A 17,317-nucleotide genomic window follows, 5' to 3' on the forward strand; every position below is an offset into this window, starting at 1 on the left:
AGCCTGAGATGACAGAGCGCCAGAAAGACCGTCCGTGGCTCATGCGGACGTACGCCGGCCACTCCACGGCCGAGGCGTCCAACGAGCTGTACCGCCGCAACCTCGCCAAGGGCCAGACCGGCCTGTCGGTCGCGTTCGACCTTCCGACGCAGACCGGCTACGACCCCGACCACATCCTCGCCCGCGGCGAGGTGGGCCGGGTCGGGGTCCCGGTCTCCCATCTGGGCGACATGCGGCGGCTGTTCCAGGACATCCCCCTGGAGCAGATGAACACCTCGATGACGATCAACGCCACCGCCATGTGGCTGCTGGCGCTCTACCAGGTGGCCGCCGAGGAGCAGGGCGCGGACATCGCCCAGCTCCAGGGCACCACCCAGAACGACATCGTCAAGGAGTACCTCTCGCGCGGGACGCACGTCTTCCCGCCCGGGCCCTCGCTCCGCCTGACGACGGACATGATCGCGTACACGGTCAACCACATCCCGAAGTGGAACCCGATCAACATCTGCTCGTACCACCTCCAGGAGGCCGGGGCCACCCCGGTCCAGGAGATCTCGTACGCGATGTCGACGGCGATCGCCGTGCTGGACTCGGTGCGCGACTCGGGCCAGGTCCCGGAGGATCGGTTCGGCGAAGTGGTCGCCCGTATCTCGTTCTTCGTGAACGCGGGCGTCCGCTTCATCGAGGAGATGTGCAAGATGCGCGCCTTCGGCCGCATCTGGGACCAGGTCACCCGCGAGCGCTACGGCATCGAGAACGCCAAGCAGCGCCGCTTCCGGTACGGCGTCCAGGTCAACTCCCTCGGCCTGACCGAGGCGCAGCCGGAGAACAACGTCCAGCGCATCGTGCTGGAGATGCTCGCGGTCACCCTCTCCAAGGACGCCCGCGCCCGCGCCGTGCAGCTGCCGGCCTGGAACGAGGCGCTGGGTCTGCCCCGGCCCTGGGACCAGCAGTGGTCGCTGCGCATCCAGCAGGTCCTGGCGCACGAGAGCGACCTGCTGGAGTACGAGGACATCTTCGCCGGATCCCACGTCATCGAGGCCAAAGTCGACTCCCTGGTCGTCGACTGCCTGGCCGAGATCGACCGGATCCAGGAGATGGGCGGCGCGATGGCCGCCGTCGAGTCCGGGTACCTGAAGTCCCAGCTGGTCTCCTCGCACGCCGAGCGGCGCGCCCGGATCGAGGCCGGCGAGGACAAGATCGTCGGCGTCAACTGCTTCGAGCAGACCGAGGAGAACCCGCTGACGGCCGACCTGGACGGCGCCATCATGACGGTCGACCCGGCCGTCGAGGCGCTGACCGTGGAGCGGATCGTCCGCTGGCGGGCCGAGCGGCAGGAGTCCTCGGACCGGCAGGGGAACGGCGACCCGTTCGTCTTCCCGACGGTGATGCAGGCCCTGGACCGGCTCAAGGAGGCCGCGGCCGGGACCGAGAACCTGATGGAGGCCACCCTGGAGTGCGCCCGGGCGGGTGTCACCACCGGCGAATGGGCGAACGCCCTGCGCGAGGTGTTCGGCGAGTTCCGCGCCCCGACCGGGGTCTCCTCGGCCCCGGTGGCGGTCACCGCCGAGGAGGGCACGCCGATGGCCCTCGTCCGCGAGAAGGTCGCCCGGACGGCCGAGGACCTGGGCTCCGGCCGGCTGCGCCTGCTGGTCGGCAAGCCCGGCCTGGACGGGCACTCCAACGGCGCCGAGCAGATCGCCGTACGGGCCCGCGACGCCGGGTTCGAGGTGGTCTACCAGGGCATCCGGCTGACGCCCGAGGAGATCTCGTCGGCGGCGCTGGCCGAGGACGTGCACTGCGTGGGACTGTCCATCCTGTCCGGCTCGCACAGCGCGCTCGTGCCGGACGTGCTGGAACGCCTCCGTACGGCGGGGGCGGGTGACATCCCCGTCGTCCTCGGCGGCATCATTCCGAACGCCGACGCCATCGCCCTCAAGGCGGCCGGAGTGGCTGCCGTCTTCACACCCAAGGACTTCGGTATCACGGAGATCATCGGCCGTATCGTCGACGAGATCCGGAAAGCGAACAAGCTCGACCCTCTGGAGGTCCCCGCATGACCACGCCCACGTCTCCCGTGAACCGCCTTCGGCCGCGCCGCTCCTGCCTCGCGGTGCCGGGCTCGAACCCGCGCTTCCTGGAGAAGGCCCAGGGCCTGCCGGCCGACCAGGTCTTCCTCGACCTCGAGGACGCTTGCGCGCCGCTCGCCAAGGAAGGCGCCCGCCACACGATCGTGGACGCGCTGAACAACGGCGACTGGACCGGCAAGACCCGGGTCGTGCGCGTCAACGACTGGACCACGCACTGGACGTACCGCGACGTCATCACGGTCGTGGAGGGCGCGGGCCAGAACCTCGACTGCATCATGCTGCCCAAGGTCCAGGACGCCCAGCAGATCGTGGCGCTGGACCTGCTGCTGACGCAGATCGAGAAGACGATGGGCTTCGAGGTCGGCAAGATCGGCATCGAGGCGCAGATCGAGAACGCCCAGGGCCTCAACAACGTCAACGCGATCGCGCAGGCCTCCCAGCGCGTGGAGACGATCATCTTCGGGCCGGCCGACTTCATGGCCTCGATCAACATGAAGTCGCTGGTCGTGGGCGAGCAGCCGCCCGGCTACCCGGCGGACGCCTACCACTACATCCTGATGAAGATCCTGATGGCCGCCCGGGCGAACAATCTGCAGGCGATCGACGGCCCCTACCTCCAGATCAAGAACGTCGACGGGTACCGCGAGGTCGCCGGGCGCGCCGCCGCCCTCGGCTTCGACGGCAAGTGGGTGCTGCACCCGGGCCAGGTCGACGCGGCCAACGAGGTCTTCTCCCCCTCCCAGGAGGACTACGACCACTCCGAGCTGATCCTCGACGCGTACGACTGGTGCACCTCCGAGGCCGGCGGCAAGAAGGGCTCGGCCATGCTCGGCGACGAGATGATCGACGAGGCCAGCCGCAAGATGGCCCTCGTCATCGCGGGCAAGGGCCGCGCGGCGGGCATGCAGCGCACCACCAAGTTCGAGATCCCGGAGGCCTGATCCCGATGCAGTTCGGACGCACGTACGAGGAGTTCGAGGTCGGCGCGGTCTACAAGCACTGGCCCGGGAAGACGGTCACGGAGTACGACGACCACCTCTTCTGTCTGCTGACCATGAATCACCACCCGCTCCACATGGACAGCAATTACGCCGAGAACACGACCGACTTCGGCAAGAACGTGGTCGTGGGCAACTACATCTACTCGCTGCTGCTCGGCATGTCCGTGCCGGACGTCTCCGGGAAGGCCATCGCCAACCTGGAGATCGAGTCGCTGCGGCACGTCGCGCCGACCTTCCACGGCGACACCATCTACGGCGAGACCACGGTCCTCGACAAGACCCCGTCGAAGTCGAAGAACGACCGCGGGATCGTCTACGTCGAGACCAAGGGCTACAAGCAGGACGGCACCCTCGTCTGCGTCTTCCGGCGCAAGGTGATGGTCCCGACGGAGACGTACATCAAGGAGCGCGGCGGCGAGCAGCCCGGCCGCCCGCAGCTGAAGGAACAGGGGAAGTAGCCATGGCCCGACTCGCCCAGACCGCCGGGCTGACCGACGTCCAGCGGGAGATCCTCAAGACCGTCCGGGAGTTCGTCGACAAGGAGATCATCCCGGTCGCGACCGAGCTCGAACACCGTGACGAGTACCCGCAGCAGATCGTCGACGGCCTCAAGGAGCTCGGCCTCTTCGGCCTGATGATTCCGGAGGAGTACGGCGGCCTGGGTGAGTCGCTGCTCACCTACGCGCTGTGCGTGGAGGAGATAGCGCGGGGCTGGATGTCCGTCTCGGGCATCATCAACACCCACTTCATCGTGGCGTACATGCTCAAGCAGCACGGCACCCAGGAGCAGAAGGACCACTTCCTGCCCCGTATGGCGCTGGGCGAGGTGCGCGGCGCGTTCTCGATGTCCGAGCCGGGGCTGGGCTCCGATGTGTCGGCCATCACGTCCAAGGCGGTGAAGGACGGCGAGGAGTACGTCCTGAACGGCCAGAAGATGTGGCTGACGAACGGCGGCTCCTCGACCCTGGTGGCCGTTCTGGTCCGCAGTGACGAAGGACACCCCGAGGGCACGGCCCCGCACAAGTCGATGACGACCTTCCTCGTCGAGAAGGAGCCGGGCTTCGGTGAGGTCCGTCCGGGCCTGACCATCCCGGGCAAGATCGACAAGATGGGCTACAAGGGCGTCGACACCACCGAGCTGATCATGGACGGACTGCGCATTCCGGCCAATCGGGTCCTCGGAGGCCAGACGGGCCGAGGGTTTTACCAAATGATGGACGGGGTCGAGGTCGGCCGCGTGAACGTGGCGGCCCGTGGCTGCGGCGTCGCTCAGCGTGCGTTCGAGCTGGGTGTCTCTTATGCCCAGCAACGTCACACTTTCGGCAAAGCGATCGCCGAGCACCAGGCCATCCAGTTCAAGCTCGCCGAGATGGCTACCAAGGTCGAGGCCGCCCATGCGATGATGGTCAATGCAGCACGCAAAAAGGACTCCGGGGAACGAAACGACCTTGAGGCAGGGATGGCGAAGTACCTCGCCTCCGAATACTGCAAGGAGGTAGTCGAGGACGCCTTCCGTATCCATGGCGGCTACGGATTCTCGAAGGAGTACGAGATCGAGCGCCTCTACCGTGAGGCACCGATGCTGTTGATCGGTGAAGGAACGGCCGAGATCCAGAAAATGATCATCGGTCGGCGCCTGCTCGAGGAGTACCGACTCCAGGGCTGAAAGTCCCTTTTGCGGCGGATCCTCCATGGGTTCGTCGCAAAAGAATCACTGGCAGTCACTGGCTGGCGGCCATCGACTCGGCTTCTGGCTTGCCCAGTTGTTGCGTGCAACCGATAGCATTCCAGTAAAGCCGCCGTCCCGTCCCCCTGTTTGCGGCGCGGCAATCACCCGCTACGAAGGTCATCCATGCCCCACAGCCAAACCTCTGCACCTCGCGTCGGCTTCCTGAACGGACGTCTCGCACGCGGAGCATCGCCGTGGCTCCTGCCGACCGTCGCCACCGCTGCGCTCAGCCTCACCCGGGCCCGCAAGTCCGGCCGCTGGGCCGCGGTGGCCGTGCCCACCACCGCTCTCGCGGCGGGCATGCTGTGGTTCTTCCGCGATCCCGAGCGTGAGATCACGCAGGGCCGGGTCATCTCGCCCGCCGACGGTGTGGTGCAGAGCATCATGCCGTGGAAGGACGGACGGACCCGGGTCGCGATCTTCATGAGCCCGTTGAACGTCCACGTCAACCGCGCGCCCCTCGCGGGCACGGTGACGTCCGTGGAGCACATCCCGGGCGGGTTCGTCCCGGCGTTCAACAAGGAGAGCGAGAACAACGAGCGCGTTGTCTGGCACTTCGACACCGAGCTCGGCGACATCGAGATGGTGCAGATCGCCGGCGCCGTCGCACGCCGCATCGTCCCGTACCTGCCGGCCGGTACCAAGGTGGAGCAGGGCGAACGCATCGGTCTGATCCGCTTCGGCTCCCGCGTCGACATCTACCTCCCCGAGGGTGTCGAGGTCGCGGTCGAGGTCGGACAGGCCACCACCGCGGGGGTGACCCGAATTGACCGTGACTGACCCTGAGACTCCCACCACACCGTCGGGCGGCTGGGTGCCCGAGGCCGCGGAGGAGGAGTCCGCAGAGGACGACATGCCGCTCTCGCTGCGGCTGTCGATAGCGGACACCCTCACCCTCGGCAACGCGACCTGCGGATTCATGGCGGTGTACTTCACCACCACCGGGATCCTCATCCCGCACCTCACCGGCAGCGGCGAGTCGGGCATGGCCCGCAACAGCGCCGCGACGGCGGTGATACTGATGCTGCTCGCCGCGGTCTTCGACCTCTTCGACGGCATCGTGGCCCGCAAGCTGCGCAGCTCGCCGATGGGCGCCGAGCTGGACAACCTGTCGGACCTGATCAGCTTCGGCCTGGCTCCCGCGTACTTCGTGCTCGTGTACGGCATGGTCGCCGACGACGCGGTGCAGAAGATGTCCGCGCTGGCCGCGATCGTGGTGCTGCTGGCCGTGGTGCTCAGACTCGCGAGATTCAGCTGCGTGACCATGAAGGACGGCATGTTCCAGGGCATGCCGAGCCCCTTCGGCGCGCTGACGGTCGTCTCGATCGTGCTGCTGGAGCTGCCGTTCGTCCCGACGCTGCTCGCGATCATCGGGGTGGCCTGGCTGATGGTGAGCCGGGTCGAGTACCCGAAGCCGCGGGGTGTCCTCGCGGTGGCCATGCTGAGCTGGATCATCGGGGCCATGGGTCTGCTGGCGGCCTGGGCGTTCGACGCCCCGGGCGGTCAGCTGCTGCTCCAGGCGGGCTGTGCGCTCCAGATCGCTCTGGCGGCGACCATCCCGCTGTTCGCGACGACCCGTCGCGCGAACACCTTCCGCCACAACCGCCGCGAGGCGCGAGCGGCGTCGCAGCTCCCGTAAACGCGGATCTCCGCAGTGCGTACGAGGCCCCCGGCCGCCGTCAGGCGCCGGGGGCTTTCGCATGCCGTGACGGCTACTCTTGATGTCGGAAAACCGCCAGCCCGGCGAGGGCCGGGCCGGGATGCTGGAGCCATGTACACCGACACCGACCGCTGTGTGAGAGCCGTGCAGTCGAAGGACGCCCGCTTCGACGGATGGTTCTTCACCGCCGTGCGGACCACCGGGATCTACTGCCGGCCCAGCTGCCCCGCGGTGCCGCCCAAGGTCGAGAACATGACCTTCCTGCCCAGCGCCGCCGCCTGCCAGCAGGCCGGGTTCCGGGCCTGCAAGCGGTGCCGGCCCGACACCTCCCCCGGCTCCCCCGAGTGGAACGCCCGGGCCGACGCCGTCGCCCGGGCCATGCGGCTCATCCAGGACGGCGTCGTGGACCGTGAGGGCGTCCCGGGGCTGGCGGCGCGGCTGGGGTACTCCACGCGCCAGGTGGAGCGGCAGCTGAACGCCGAGCTCGGCGCGGGCCCCCTCGCCCTCGCCCGGGCCCAGCGGGCCCAGACGGCCCGGCTGCTGATCGAGACCTCCGAGCTGCCGATGGGCGACGTCGCCTTCGCCGCCGGGTTCTCCTCCATCCGGACCTTCAACGAGACCGTCCGCGAGGTCTTCGCCCTCGCCCCCGGCGAGCTGCGCCTGCGGGCCGAGAAGGCGAACCGGCACGTCCCCAGGGTGCCCGGGACGATCAGCCTGCGCCTGCCGTACCGGGCCCCGCTCAACCCCGACAACCTCTTCGGCCACCTCGCCGCGACCGCCGTCCCCGGCGTCGAGGAGTGGCGGGCCGGCGCCTACCGCCGGACGCTGCGGCTCCCGTACGGCACCGGTGTCGTCGCGCTCAGTCCGGGGCCCGACCACATCGGCTGCCAGCTGGCCCTCACCGACCTGCGCGACCTCACCATCGCCATCAGCCGCTGCCGCTGGATGCTCGACCTCGACGCCGACCCCGAGGCCGTCGACGAGCAGCTGCGCGCCGACCCGCTGCTGGCCCCGCTCGTGGACAAGGCCCCGGGGCGCCGGGTGCCGCGTACGGTCGACGCGGCGGAGTTCGCCGTACGGGCGGTGCTCGGCCAGCAGGTGTCCACGGCGGCGGCCCGTACGCACGCCGCCCGGCTGGTCGCCTCGTACGGGGAGCCGGTGGCCGATCCCGATCCCGAGGGCGGGCTGACCCACCTGTTCCCCTCGCCGCAGGCGCTGGCCGCCCTGGACCCCGAGTCGCTGGCCCTCCCGGCGAGCCGGCGCACCACCCTCACCACCCTCGTCGGCGCCCTGGCCGACGGCTCGCTCCCGCTCGGCATCGACAGCGACTGGGAGGCGGCCCGCGCGCGGCTGAACGCGCTGCCCGGGTTCGGCCCGTGGACCACCGAGGTGATCGCGATGCGGGCGCTGGGCGATCCCGACGCCTTCCTGCCGTCCGACCTCGGGGTCCGGCGGGCCGCGAGGGAGCTCGGGCTGCCGTCCACGCCCGCGGCGCTCACCGCCCGGGCGGCCGGCTGGCGGCCCTGGCGCGCGTACGCCGTGCAGTACCTGTGGGCCACCGATGCCCACCCCATCAACCACCTGCCCGTCTGAGGAGTGCGTTCCGTCATGAACACCAAGCAGCACACCGTCGTCGAGAGCCCGTACGGCCCGCTCACCCTGGTCGCCTCGGAGGGCGTCCTCAGCGGCCTGTACATGACCGGGCAGCGGCACCGGCCGGCCGAGGAGTCCTTCGGGGAGCGGGTCGCCGTGACCGAGGAGCCCTTCCCCGAGATCGTGCGGCAGCTGGCCGGGTACTTCGCCGGGGAGCTCACCGAGTTCGACGTGCCCGTCCGGCTGGAGGGCACCGCGTTCCAGCGCAGCGTGTGGGACCAGCTGGTACGGATCCCGTACGGCGAGACCTGGTCGTACGGGGAGCTCGCGGCCAGGCTCGGCAAGCCGAACGCCTCGCGCGCGGTGGGCCTGGCCAACGGGAAGAACCCGGTCAGCATCATCGTTCCGTGCCACCGGGTGATCGGTGCCTCGGGGAGCATGACCGGCTACGGCGGCGGCGTCGAGCGGAAGGTGCGGCTGCTGGCCTTCGAGGCCGGCGCGGCGACGCTGTAGATCAGACCAGCGCGAGGGGGACGAGCAGGGCGAACGCGGCGCCGGCCTCCACCGCGTAGGCGTACAGGGAGGGGTGCTGGACGGGGGCGGCGAGCAGGACCACGCTCTGCTGGGCGGTGGCCGCCGCCACCCAGTCGGCGTCGGCGCCGAGGTTGCCCTGGTACCAGCCCTCGCAGGCGCCCGGGCCGGTGACGGCGAGGAGGTCGTCCTCGCGGCGGTAGAAGGCCTGCCAGCCGGCGGCGGGGGCGGACCAGCCCTCGAAGTCGGTGAACGAGGCCCAGCCGCCCTCGCGTATCGCGGTGTCGAACAGCCACACCGGGGTCCCCTCGGGGGTGACCTCGCCGCCCTCCTGCTGCTCGGTGGTGAAGTGGACCATGGGCAGGGCGTCGGGCCCGTCGGCAGTACTGGGCCAGGCGTACATCGTGATCATCAGATGATTCTGTCCTGCTCGAAGTAAACCCGGTGTCACGAGGAGACCGGGCGGCTGCCGTTCTCCAGCTCCGCGGTGCCCTCGCCGGACTCCAGGACCCGGTAGGCCTCTTGGGTGCGGCGGCCGAGCGATCCGGGGAGGTACGCGGTGAGTTCGGCGGGCTCGACCAGCCGCCAGGACAGCAGTTCCGCCTCCTGGAGCTTGATCGAGGCGAGCTGCGCCGCGTCGAGCACCCCGCCGTCGTAGAGGTACGCGACCAGCGGGGGGCGGCCCTCGCCGAGCGTCCAGTCGACGGCGAGCAGCCGGCCGAGCGGCAGGTCCAGGCCGATCTCCTCGGCGCTCTCGCGGCGGGCGGCCGTCCGCGGGGACTCGCCGAGGTCCGATTCGACGGTGCCGCCCGGCAGGGCCCAGCCCTCGCGGTAGTTGGGCTCGACGAGCAGCACCCGCCCGTCGGCGTCCCGGTAGAGCGCGGCGGCGCCGGCCAGCACCCGGGGCAGGCTCGCGATGTACGTGGCGTAGTCATCGGTGGTGGTCACGGCGCCAACCCTACCGAGCCGCCCGGCCGGGCGGGATCACACCTGCGGGGTGTCCGGCGGGGGCGGGTCGCCGCGGTCCCGGCGGGTGGAGTCGGCCGGGCGGCGCGGACGGTGGGCCGGGCCCGCTTCGGTGAGGGCGTCGCCGACCATCGCCGTGACCGCGTCGCGCATTCCGTGCAGGGCGTGGTGCCGGGCGGGGCCGGCGCCGGGATCCTCGCGGAGCTCCTTCACCAGGGCCCAGCAGAGCAGCATCATGACGATCGCGAAGGGCAGCGCGACCAGGATGGTGGCGGTCTGGAGGGATTTGAGGCCGCCCGCGACCAGGAGTACGGCCGCCACCGCCGCCATCAGCACGCCCCAGGTGACGACGAGCCAGGTGGGCGGGTTCAGCGAGCCGCGGCTGGTGAGGGAACCCATCACCAGGGAGGCCGAGTCGGCGCTGGTGACGAAGTACGTCATGACCAGGGCCATGGCCACGTACGAGGTGACGGTGCCCAGCGGGAGCGCGTCCAGCAGGGCGAAGAGGGAGGCCTCGGCCCCGTCCTTGACCGTGACGGCGAGGTCGGCGGCGCCGGTGGAGTCGAGGCGGATCGCGGTGCCGCCCATCACGCAGAACCAGACCACCGTGGCGCCGCTGGGCACGAGCAGGACGCCGATCAGGAACTCGCGGATGGTGCGGCCGTGCGAGATGCGGGCGATGAAGGTGCCGACGAACGGCGCCCAGGACAGCCACCACGCCCAGTAGAAGATCGTCCACGCGCCGAGCCACGAGCTGTCGGTGAAGGCGCCGGTGCTGGTGGCCATGGGCAGCAGTTCGTGCAGGTAGCTGCCGACGCTGGCGGGGATCACGTCGAGGACGTAGACGGTCGGGCCGAGGAGGAAGACGAAGAGCATCAGGGCGGCGGCGAGCACGATGTTGATCGTGCTCAGCCATTTCACTCCCTTGTGCAGGCCGGAGAAGGCGGAGAACACGAAGGCCGCGGAGAGCGAGGCGATGATGATCAGCTCGACGCCGGTGGAGTCCTCGATCCCGGTGGTGATGTGGAGTCCTTCGGCGACCTGCAGCGCGCCGAGGCCGAGGCTGGTCGCCGTGCCGAAGACGGTGGCGAAGACGGCGAGCAGGTCGATGGCCTTGCCGGGCCGGCCCGCGGCGCGCTCCTCCCCCATCAGCGGGACGAAGGCGGCGCTGAGCCGGTTGCCGCGGCGCTTGCGGAAGGTGGCGTAGGCGAGGGCGAGGCCGGCGATGCCGTAGATCGCCCAGGGGGTGAGCGTCCAGTGGAAGAAGGAGTAGTCGAGGGCCGCGCGGGCGGCGGCGCCCGTGCCGGGGGCGGCCCCGGAGGCGGGCGGCGGGTGCAGGAAGTGCGTGAGCGGCTCGCCGACCCCGTAGAACATCAGGCCGATGCCCATGCCGGCGCTGAACATCATCGCGATCCACGCGAGGTTGGTGAACTCGGGCTCGGAGTCGTCGGCGCCGAGCCGGATCCGGCCGAAGCGGCTGATGGCGAGGACGACGCACATGACGAGGAAGACGTCGGCGGCGATCACGAACAGCCAGGCGAAGTTGGCCAGGACCCAGGCCAGCGCGGTGCTCGACGCCGTGTCGAAGGAGTCCTTGCCGAGCGCCGCCCACGCGACGACGGCCAGCACGGCGATCACCCCGATGGTGACGACGGCACGGTCCGGTTCGGGGTCCGGGCCCTCCGGACGTGCCTCTTCCAGTGAATCCGCGCTCATGCGGCCACACTATGCAGGCGTATATACCTATTTAGGGGGATGGCGCGCCGCGTGTGACCCAGGCCACCCATGGGCATAGGAGGATCCTCCGGATAGGCTCATGGAGGCGCGACTGCACTGTTCGATAGCAAGGGATTAGCAAGGTGACGGACGGAGCAGTAACTGAGACCGCGCGCGTGCTCATCGCCGCGGACAAATTCAAGGGCTCGCTCACGGCCGTTCAGGTCGCGGAGCGGGTGACGGCCGGTCTTCGCAAGGCCGTACCGGGCGTGGAGATCGAGACCCTCCCCGTCGCGGACGGCGGCGACGGTACGGTCGCGGCCGCCGTGGCGGCCGGGTTCGAGCGCCGGGAGGTACGGGTCACCGGACCCCTCGGCGAGCAGGTCACGGCCGCTTTCGCACTGCGCGACGGCACCGCCGTGGTCGAGATGGCGGAGGCCTCCGGGCTCCAGCTGCTGCCGGCGGGTGTGTTCGCCCCGCTGACGGCGACCACGTACGGCTCGGGCGAGCTGCTGAAGGCCGCGCTGGACGCGGGCGCGCGCTCGATCGTCTTCGGCGTGGGCGGCAGCGCCACCACCGACGGCGGCGCGGGGATGCTGGCCGCGCTGGGTGCGGTGTTCCTGGACGCGAACGGTGAACCGGTCGGTCCGGGCGGCGGCGCGCTCGCCGCGCTCGCGTCCGCGGACCTGTCCGGGATCGACCCGCGCTTCGCGGAGGTCGACCTCGTCCTGGCCAGCGACGTGGACAACCCGCTGACGGGCCCGAAGGGCGCGCCCGCGGTCTACGGCCCGCAGAAGGGGGCGTCGCCCGAGGACGTGGCGGCGCTGGACGCGGCGCTGGCGCACTTCGCGGTGGTGCTGGAGAAGTCGATCGGCGAGAAGGCCGGCCGGCTGGCCGCCGCCCCGGGCGCGGGCGGCGCGGGCGGCATCGGGTACGGGGCGCTGCTGCTCGGTGCGTCGTTCCGGCCCGGGATCGAGCTGATGCTGGAGGTGCTGGGCTTCGCGCCGGCGCTGGAGCGGGCGACGCTGGTGATCACCGGTGAGGGCTCGCTGGACGAGCAGACCCTGCACGGCAAGGCCCCGGCCGGGGTGGCGGCCGCCGCCCGCGCGGCGGGCAAGCCGGTCGTGGCCGTCTGCGGCCGCCTGCTGCTGGGCCAGGAGGCCCTGGAGGCGGCCGGCATCCGCAAGGCGTACCCGCTGACGGACCTGGAGCCCGACCCGGCCAAGTCCATCCCGAACGCGGGTCCCCTGCTGGAGCGGGTCGCGCAGAACATCGCCGCCGACGTCCTCTGACGTCCGAGCGGCCGTACGAGGCCCGGTGCCCCCGAGCGGGGGTGCCGGGCCTCGGCGTCTTCCGGCCGGGACGCGGCGTTTTCCGGCCGGGACGCGGCGTTTTCCGGCCGGGACGCGGCTCGTCGGGGAAGACGGGCGGCCGCCGTACTAAGCGGTGGCCTGGGCCGGGGATCCGGAGGCGGCGAGCAGCTGCGCCGTGCTCACCACGCGGGCGAAGCCTCCGCCGTGGAGGTTGACGGCGGTGGCGGCGGCCAGCTCGTCGGCCGTCAGGCGGAGCCCTTCCGGGCCGGCGAGGTCGAAGGTGTGGGTGGCGTCGAGCGGGACGAGGACCTCGTAGCCGAGGTTGCCGGCCATCCGCGCGGTGGTCTCGACGCACATGTTGGTCTGGATCCCGGACACCACCAGCTGGCCGATGCCCTCGGCGGTGAGCCACGCGGCCAGGTCGGGGGTGCCGTAGAAGGAGGAGTTCACCGTCTTGGTGATCAGCAGGGACTCCTTCCCCGCCCGGTCCGCCACGAAGTCCTTGAAGGCGTGGCCGGGGTGGCCGGCGGCCAGGACCGAGCCGGCGGTCCGCGAGGCGTGCTGGACGAGGACCACCGGGCGGCCCGTCTCCTGCCAGGCGTCCATCAGGGCGGCGATGTTGGCCTCGGCGGCCGGGTTGTTGCGCGGGCCCCAGTACGACGCGTCGTCGAAGCCCTTCTGTACGTCGATGACCAGCAGCGCGGCGTTCGGGGCGAGTGCGATCTCGTTCTTCGTCATGGGTTCATGGTCTTCCGCGGGACGGGCCCGCCGACAGCGGCAACCGGGACCCGAACCGATGGGATCCTGCCAGGATGGCAGCATGCATCGTGTCGCCATCGTCGTCCAGCCCGGCATCCGCAGCTTCGACCTCGCCGTCATCACCGAGGTCTGGGGCCCCGACCGCAGCCGGCTGGGCGTCCCCCGCTTCGAGCTGCGCCGGTGCGCCGTCGACGCCGACCCCATCACGCTGCCCGGTGGGCTCACCCTGGCCCCCGACCGGGGGCTCGACTGGCTCTCCGAGGCCGACCTCGTCGTCGTACCGGCGCTGGCCGAGCCCGCCGACCCGACGCCCGAGCCGGTCCTCGCCGCCCTGCGGGAGGCGCACGCCCGGGGCGTGCCGGTGGCCGCGCTGTGCGCCGGGGCGTTCATCCTCGCGGAGGCGGGGCTGCTGGCGGGCCGCCGGGCCGTGACCCACTGGTCGCTGGCTCCGCGGCTCGCCGAGCTCCACCCGTCCGTACGGGTCGACGACGCCCCGCTGTACGTGGAGGACGCCGGGCTGTGGACCTCCGCCGGGGTGGCCTCCGGGATCGACCTCTGCCTGCACCTGGTACGGCGTGCCCACGGCGCGGAGGCCGCCGCCGCCATCGCCCGGTCCATGGTGACGGGCCCGTTCCGCACCGGCGACCACGCCCAGTACCTGGACCGGCCCACCCCGTCGGCGGACCGGACCGCCGAGGCCCTGGCGGCCGTACGGGAGCGGGCCCTGCGCCATCTGCACGAGCCGCTGTCCGTGGCCACCCTGGCCCGCTGGGCCGGGATGTCGCCGCGCTCCTTCGCCCGCCATTTCGTCGCCGCAACGGGCGCCACCCCGCACCGCTGGCTCCTCGGCCACCGCCTGGACGCGGCCCGCAGGCTGCTGGAGCGCACCGACCACCCGGTGCCGGAGGTGGCCCGGCGGGCGGGCTTCGCCAGCGAGGTCACCTTCCGCCAGCATTTCACCTCGTACGTCGGCCTCAGCCCCCGTGCGTACCGCAGTACGGCGGCCGCCACATCGGCAGCCCCGCCCAAATCGCGGTGACAGTGTTAGAAATGGCTCATGACCGGACGTTTGGGTCGACCCAGGGGATCGCCGCCCCGGCAGCCGACCGGGCGCGACCCGGGCCTGCTCGCGCGCCGCTCCCGGAGCGCCCGCAGTGTCGCCGGTCAGGTCTTCGCGCTCATGGCGTTCATCGTCGTCCTGCTGATCACCGCGGCCGCGCTGGCCCTCGTGTTCCAGGAGCGGTACGGCACGCAGCGCGACGCGCGCCACCGCTCTCTGGCGGCCGCCGAGGCCTTCGCCCACGCCCCCGGCCTCCCCGCGGCCCTCAGATCCCCGAATCCGACGGCCGTGCTGCAACCCCTGGCCGAGGCCGCGCGGCAGGCCGCGGGCGTCGACTTCATCGCCGTGATGACGCCCGACGGGCTGCGCTACACCGACTCCCGGCCCGACCTGATCGGCAAACGGGCCACCGGCGACCTCTCGCGCGCCGTGGCCGGGGAATCCTTCACCGAGGTGTACACGGGCTCGCCGAGCGACGCGGTCCGCGCCGTGGTGCCCGTACGGGACGCGAGCGGCAAGGTCGTCGGCCTGGTCGGCACCGGCATCGAGGTCGCCACCGTCTCCGACACGGTCGCCGCCCAGCTGCCGCTGCTGCTCGGCGCGGCGGCCGGCGCGCTGCTGCTCGGCACGGGCGGCGCCGCCCTGGTCAGCCGGCGGCTGCGGCGCCAGACCCGGGGCCTCGGCGAGGCCGACATGGCCCGGATGAACGAGCACCACGAGGCGGTCCTGCACGCGGTGCGCGAGGGCGTCCTGATCATCAGCGACGACCAGCGGCTGCTGCTCGCCAACGACGAGGCGCGGCGGCTGCTGAACCTGCCGCCCGACGCCGAGCAGCGCCACGTGAGCGAACTCGGCCTCGATCCGCGGACCACCTCGCTGCTGGTGTCGGGGCGGGTCGCCACGGACGAGGTGCACCTGGCCGGCGACCGGCTCCTGGCCGTCAACGTCCGCCCGACCAAGCCGTACGGAGGGCACCCGTCCGGCAGCGTCATGACCCTGCGCGACACCACCGAGCTCGCCGCGCTCTCCGGCCGCGCCGAGGTGGCCCGGGAGCGGCTCCAGCTGCTGTACGACGCGGGGGTGCGGATCGGGACCACGCTGGACGTCGTGCGGACCGCCGAGGAGCTCTCGGAGGTGGCCGTCCCCCGGTTCGCGGACTTCGTGACGGTGGAGCTGCTGGAGCCGGTGCTGAAGGGCGAGGAGCCCTCGCGGGCCGCCGGCGCGTACACGGAGATGCGCCGGGCGGCGATGAGCGGGGTGCGCACCGACCAGCCGCTGCAGCCGGTCGGCGACATCATCCGGTTCGTGGTGCCGACGGCGCCGATGGCGGCGGCCCTGGATGCCGGGCACGCGGTGCTCGCGCCCGATCTGAACGCGGCGATGGGCTGGCGGGCCCAGGACGAGGCGGGGACCCGGCAGGCCCTGGAGTACGGGCTGCACTCGCTGATCTCGGTGCCGCTGCAGGCCCGCGGGGTGGTCCTCGGCATGGCGAACTTCTGGCGGGCCGCCGACACCCCGGAGGCCTTCGAGGACGAGGACCTGTCGTTCGCGGAGGAGCTGGGGACCCGGGCGGCCGTGTCCATCGACAACGCCCGCCGCTACACCCGGGAGCACGCGACGGCCGTGGCCCTCCAGCGGAGCCTGCTGCCCCGGGTGCTGCCGGACCAGAACGCCGTGGACGTGGCCTTCCGGTACCTGCCCGCGAAGGCCGGGGTGGGCGGGGACTGGTTCGACGTGATCCCGCTCGCCGGGGCCCGGGTGGCACTGGTCGTCGGCGACGTCGTCGGGCACGGGGTGCACGCGGCGGCCACGATGGGCCGGCTGCGGACCGCCGTGCACAACTTCTCCTCCCTCGACATGCCGCCGGACGAACTGCTCGGGCACCTGGACGAGCTGATCCACCGGATCGACCAGAACGAGTCCGCGGGCGCCGGGGACCCCTCGGAGGGAGCGGGCGAGGCGGCCGCCGTCACCGGCGCCACCTGCCTGTACGCGGTGTACGACCCGGTCGCCGGGATCTGTGCGCTGGCGAGCGCCGGGCACCCCGGCCCGGCTCTGGTCCGGCCGGACGGCGCCGTGGAGTTCCTTCAGCTGCCCACCGGGCTGCCGCTCGGGGTGGGCGGCATGCCCTTCGAGGCCATGGAGCTGAGGCTGCCGGAGTCGAGCCGGCTCGTGCTGTTCACGGACGGCCTGCTGGAGGACCGCGACCGGGATTTCGACACCGGCCTCGGCCTGCTGGCCGAGACGCTCTCGCACCCCGGCCGCAGCCCCGAGCAGGCCTGCGCCGACGTGCTGGCCGCGCTGCTGTTCCCGGCGCCGAGCGACGACATCGCCCTGCTGATCGCCGACACCCGGCGGCTGGAGCCGGACCGGATCGCCGAGTGGGAGGTGCCGCCCGATCCGGCGGCGGTCTCGCGGGTGCGCAACGCGGGCTCGGCGCAGCTGGCCGCCTGGGGGCTCGGGGACATCGCGTTCACGGCCGAGCTCATCCTCAGCGAGCTCATCACCAACGCCATCCGGTACGGGAACGCGCCCATCCGGGTACGGATGCTGCGCGACCGCAGCCTCATCTGCGAGGTCTCCGACGGCAGCAGCACCTCGCCGCACCTGCGGTACGCGGCCACCACCGACGAGGGCGGCCGCGGCCTGTTCCTGGTCGCGCAGTACGCCGAGCGCTGGGGCACCCGGTACACGCAGCGCGGCAAGGTCATCTGGGCCGAGCTGCCGCTGACCGGGGGCCCGGAGCCGGCGCCGCCCGAGCCGGACCTGGCGGCGCTGGAGGACCTGGGCTGGTGACCGGGCCGGCGGCGTAACGATTCACCGGGGACGGCGGCCGGGACCGCGCGTGCACCGCGCCCGGACCGCGCCCGCACCTCACCGGGCCGGAGCCGGAGCCGCG

General features: G+C 71.7%; 15 protein-coding genes. 11 read left to right on the forward strand and 4 right to left on the reverse strand.

The annotated features are described in order from the left end of the window. The first annotated feature begins 8 nt into the window (after window positions 1-8). The 8 genes from ADK52_RS11560 (at window position 9) to ADK52_RS11595 (ending at window position 8,586) form a co-directional block, all read left to right on the forward strand. Window positions 9-2,060 (forward strand): protein meaA, encoded by a 2,052-nt coding sequence (locus tag ADK52_RS11560; RefSeq protein ID WP_030155130.1) that lies wholly within the window; start codon window positions 9-11, stop codon window positions 2,058-2,060. After that, on the forward strand, window positions 2,057-3,031 hold the full coding sequence (locus tag ADK52_RS11565) for an HpcH/HpaI aldolase/citrate lyase family protein (protein ID WP_053689665.1): 975 nt from the start codon (window positions 2,057-2,059) through the stop codon (window positions 3,029-3,031). Before ADK52_RS11560 ends, ADK52_RS11565 begins: the two co-directional genes overlap by 4 nt. A 5-nt stretch (window positions 3,032-3,036) precedes the next feature. Then, window positions 3,037-3,549 carry a MaoC family dehydratase gene (locus ADK52_RS11570; RefSeq protein ID WP_030155134.1) on the forward strand — a complete coding sequence of 171 codons (513 nt, stop codon included), beginning with the start codon at window positions 3,037-3,039 and terminating at the stop codon, window positions 3,547-3,549. Window positions 3,550-3,551: 2 nt separating this feature from the next. Next, window positions 3,552-4,757, forward strand: a complete 1,206-nt coding sequence (locus ADK52_RS11575) for an acyl-CoA dehydrogenase family protein (RefSeq protein ID WP_048476593.1) — start codon at window positions 3,552-3,554, stop codon at window positions 4,755-4,757. A 186-nt stretch (window positions 4,758-4,943) separates the two neighbouring features. Beyond that, window positions 4,944-5,600, forward strand: coding sequence for a phosphatidylserine decarboxylase (locus ADK52_RS11580; RefSeq protein ID WP_030155138.1), 657 nt, complete (start codon window positions 4,944-4,946; stop codon window positions 5,598-5,600). Window positions 5,601-5,634: 34 nt separating this feature from the next. Then, window positions 5,635-6,459, forward strand: coding sequence for a CDP-diacylglycerol--serine O-phosphatidyltransferase (pssA, locus tag ADK52_RS11585; protein ID WP_030155141.1), 825 nt, complete (start codon window positions 5,635-5,637; stop codon window positions 6,457-6,459). Between the two features lie 132 nt (window positions 6,460-6,591). Continuing rightward, on the forward strand, window positions 6,592-8,073 hold the full coding sequence (locus tag ADK52_RS11590) for an AlkA N-terminal domain-containing protein (protein WP_053689666.1): 1,482 nt from the start codon (window positions 6,592-6,594) through the stop codon (window positions 8,071-8,073). Window positions 8,074-8,088: 15 nt separating this feature from the next. Further along, complete coding sequence (locus ADK52_RS11595) at window positions 8,089-8,586, forward strand: methylated-DNA--[protein]-cysteine S-methyltransferase (RefSeq protein ID WP_053689667.1); 498 nt, start codon at window positions 8,089-8,091, stop codon at window positions 8,584-8,586. A 1-nt stretch (window position 8,587) separates the two neighbouring features. On the opposite strand, the gene ADK52_RS11600 is transcribed toward ADK52_RS11595, so the two are convergent. The 3 genes from ADK52_RS11600 to ADK52_RS11610 are packed head-to-tail and all read right to left on the reverse strand — an operon-like array spanning window position 8,588 to window position 11,286. Further along, the gene (locus ADK52_RS11600; RefSeq protein ID WP_053689668.1) at window positions 8,588-9,016 is read right to left on the reverse strand and encodes a hypothetical protein; all 429 of its coding nucleotides are present in this window, start codon (window positions 9,014-9,016) and stop codon (window positions 8,588-8,590) included. Between the two features lie 35 nt (window positions 9,017-9,051). Next, the gene (locus ADK52_RS11605) at window positions 9,052-9,552 is read right to left on the reverse strand and encodes an NUDIX domain-containing protein (RefSeq protein ID WP_053689669.1); all 501 of its coding nucleotides are present in this window, start codon (window positions 9,550-9,552) and stop codon (window positions 9,052-9,054) included. Window positions 9,553-9,588: 36 nt separating this feature from the next. Further along, on the reverse strand, window positions 9,589-11,286 hold the full coding sequence (locus ADK52_RS11610) for a BCCT family transporter (RefSeq protein WP_053689670.1): 1,698 nt from the start codon (window positions 11,284-11,286) through the stop codon (window positions 9,589-9,591). Between the two features lie 143 nt (window positions 11,287-11,429). Between ADK52_RS11610 and ADK52_RS11615 the strand changes: the two genes are divergently transcribed. Then, window positions 11,430-12,578: a glycerate kinase gene (locus ADK52_RS11615; protein WP_053689671.1), complete on the forward strand. Its 1,149-nt coding sequence runs from the start codon at window positions 11,430-11,432 to the stop codon at window positions 12,576-12,578. 147 nt (window positions 12,579-12,725) lie between these two features. Here ADK52_RS11615 and ADK52_RS11620 read toward each other — a convergent pair whose 3' ends face one another. Then, window positions 12,726-13,337 (reverse strand): cysteine hydrolase family protein, encoded by a 612-nt coding sequence (locus tag ADK52_RS11620; protein ID WP_053689672.1) that lies wholly within the window; start codon window positions 13,335-13,337, stop codon window positions 12,726-12,728. Window positions 13,338-13,419: 82 nt separating this feature from the next. Here ADK52_RS11620 and ADK52_RS11625 point away from each other — a divergent pair, with 82 nt between their 5' ends. Then, window positions 13,420-14,397 (forward strand): GlxA family transcriptional regulator, encoded by a 978-nt coding sequence (locus ADK52_RS11625; protein ID WP_234343649.1) that lies wholly within the window; start codon window positions 13,420-13,422, stop codon window positions 14,395-14,397. An 18-nt stretch (window positions 14,398-14,415) separates the two neighbouring features. Then, window positions 14,416-17,214, forward strand: a complete 2,799-nt coding sequence (locus ADK52_RS11630) for a SpoIIE family protein phosphatase (RefSeq protein WP_053689674.1) — start codon at window positions 14,416-14,418, stop codon at window positions 17,212-17,214. The last annotated feature ends 103 nt before the right edge of the window (window positions 17,215-17,317 follow it).

Source organism: Streptomyces sp. WM6372 (genome assembly GCF_001279655.1).
Classification (GTDB): Bacteria; Actinomycetota; Actinomycetes; order Streptomycetales; family Streptomycetaceae; genus Streptomyces.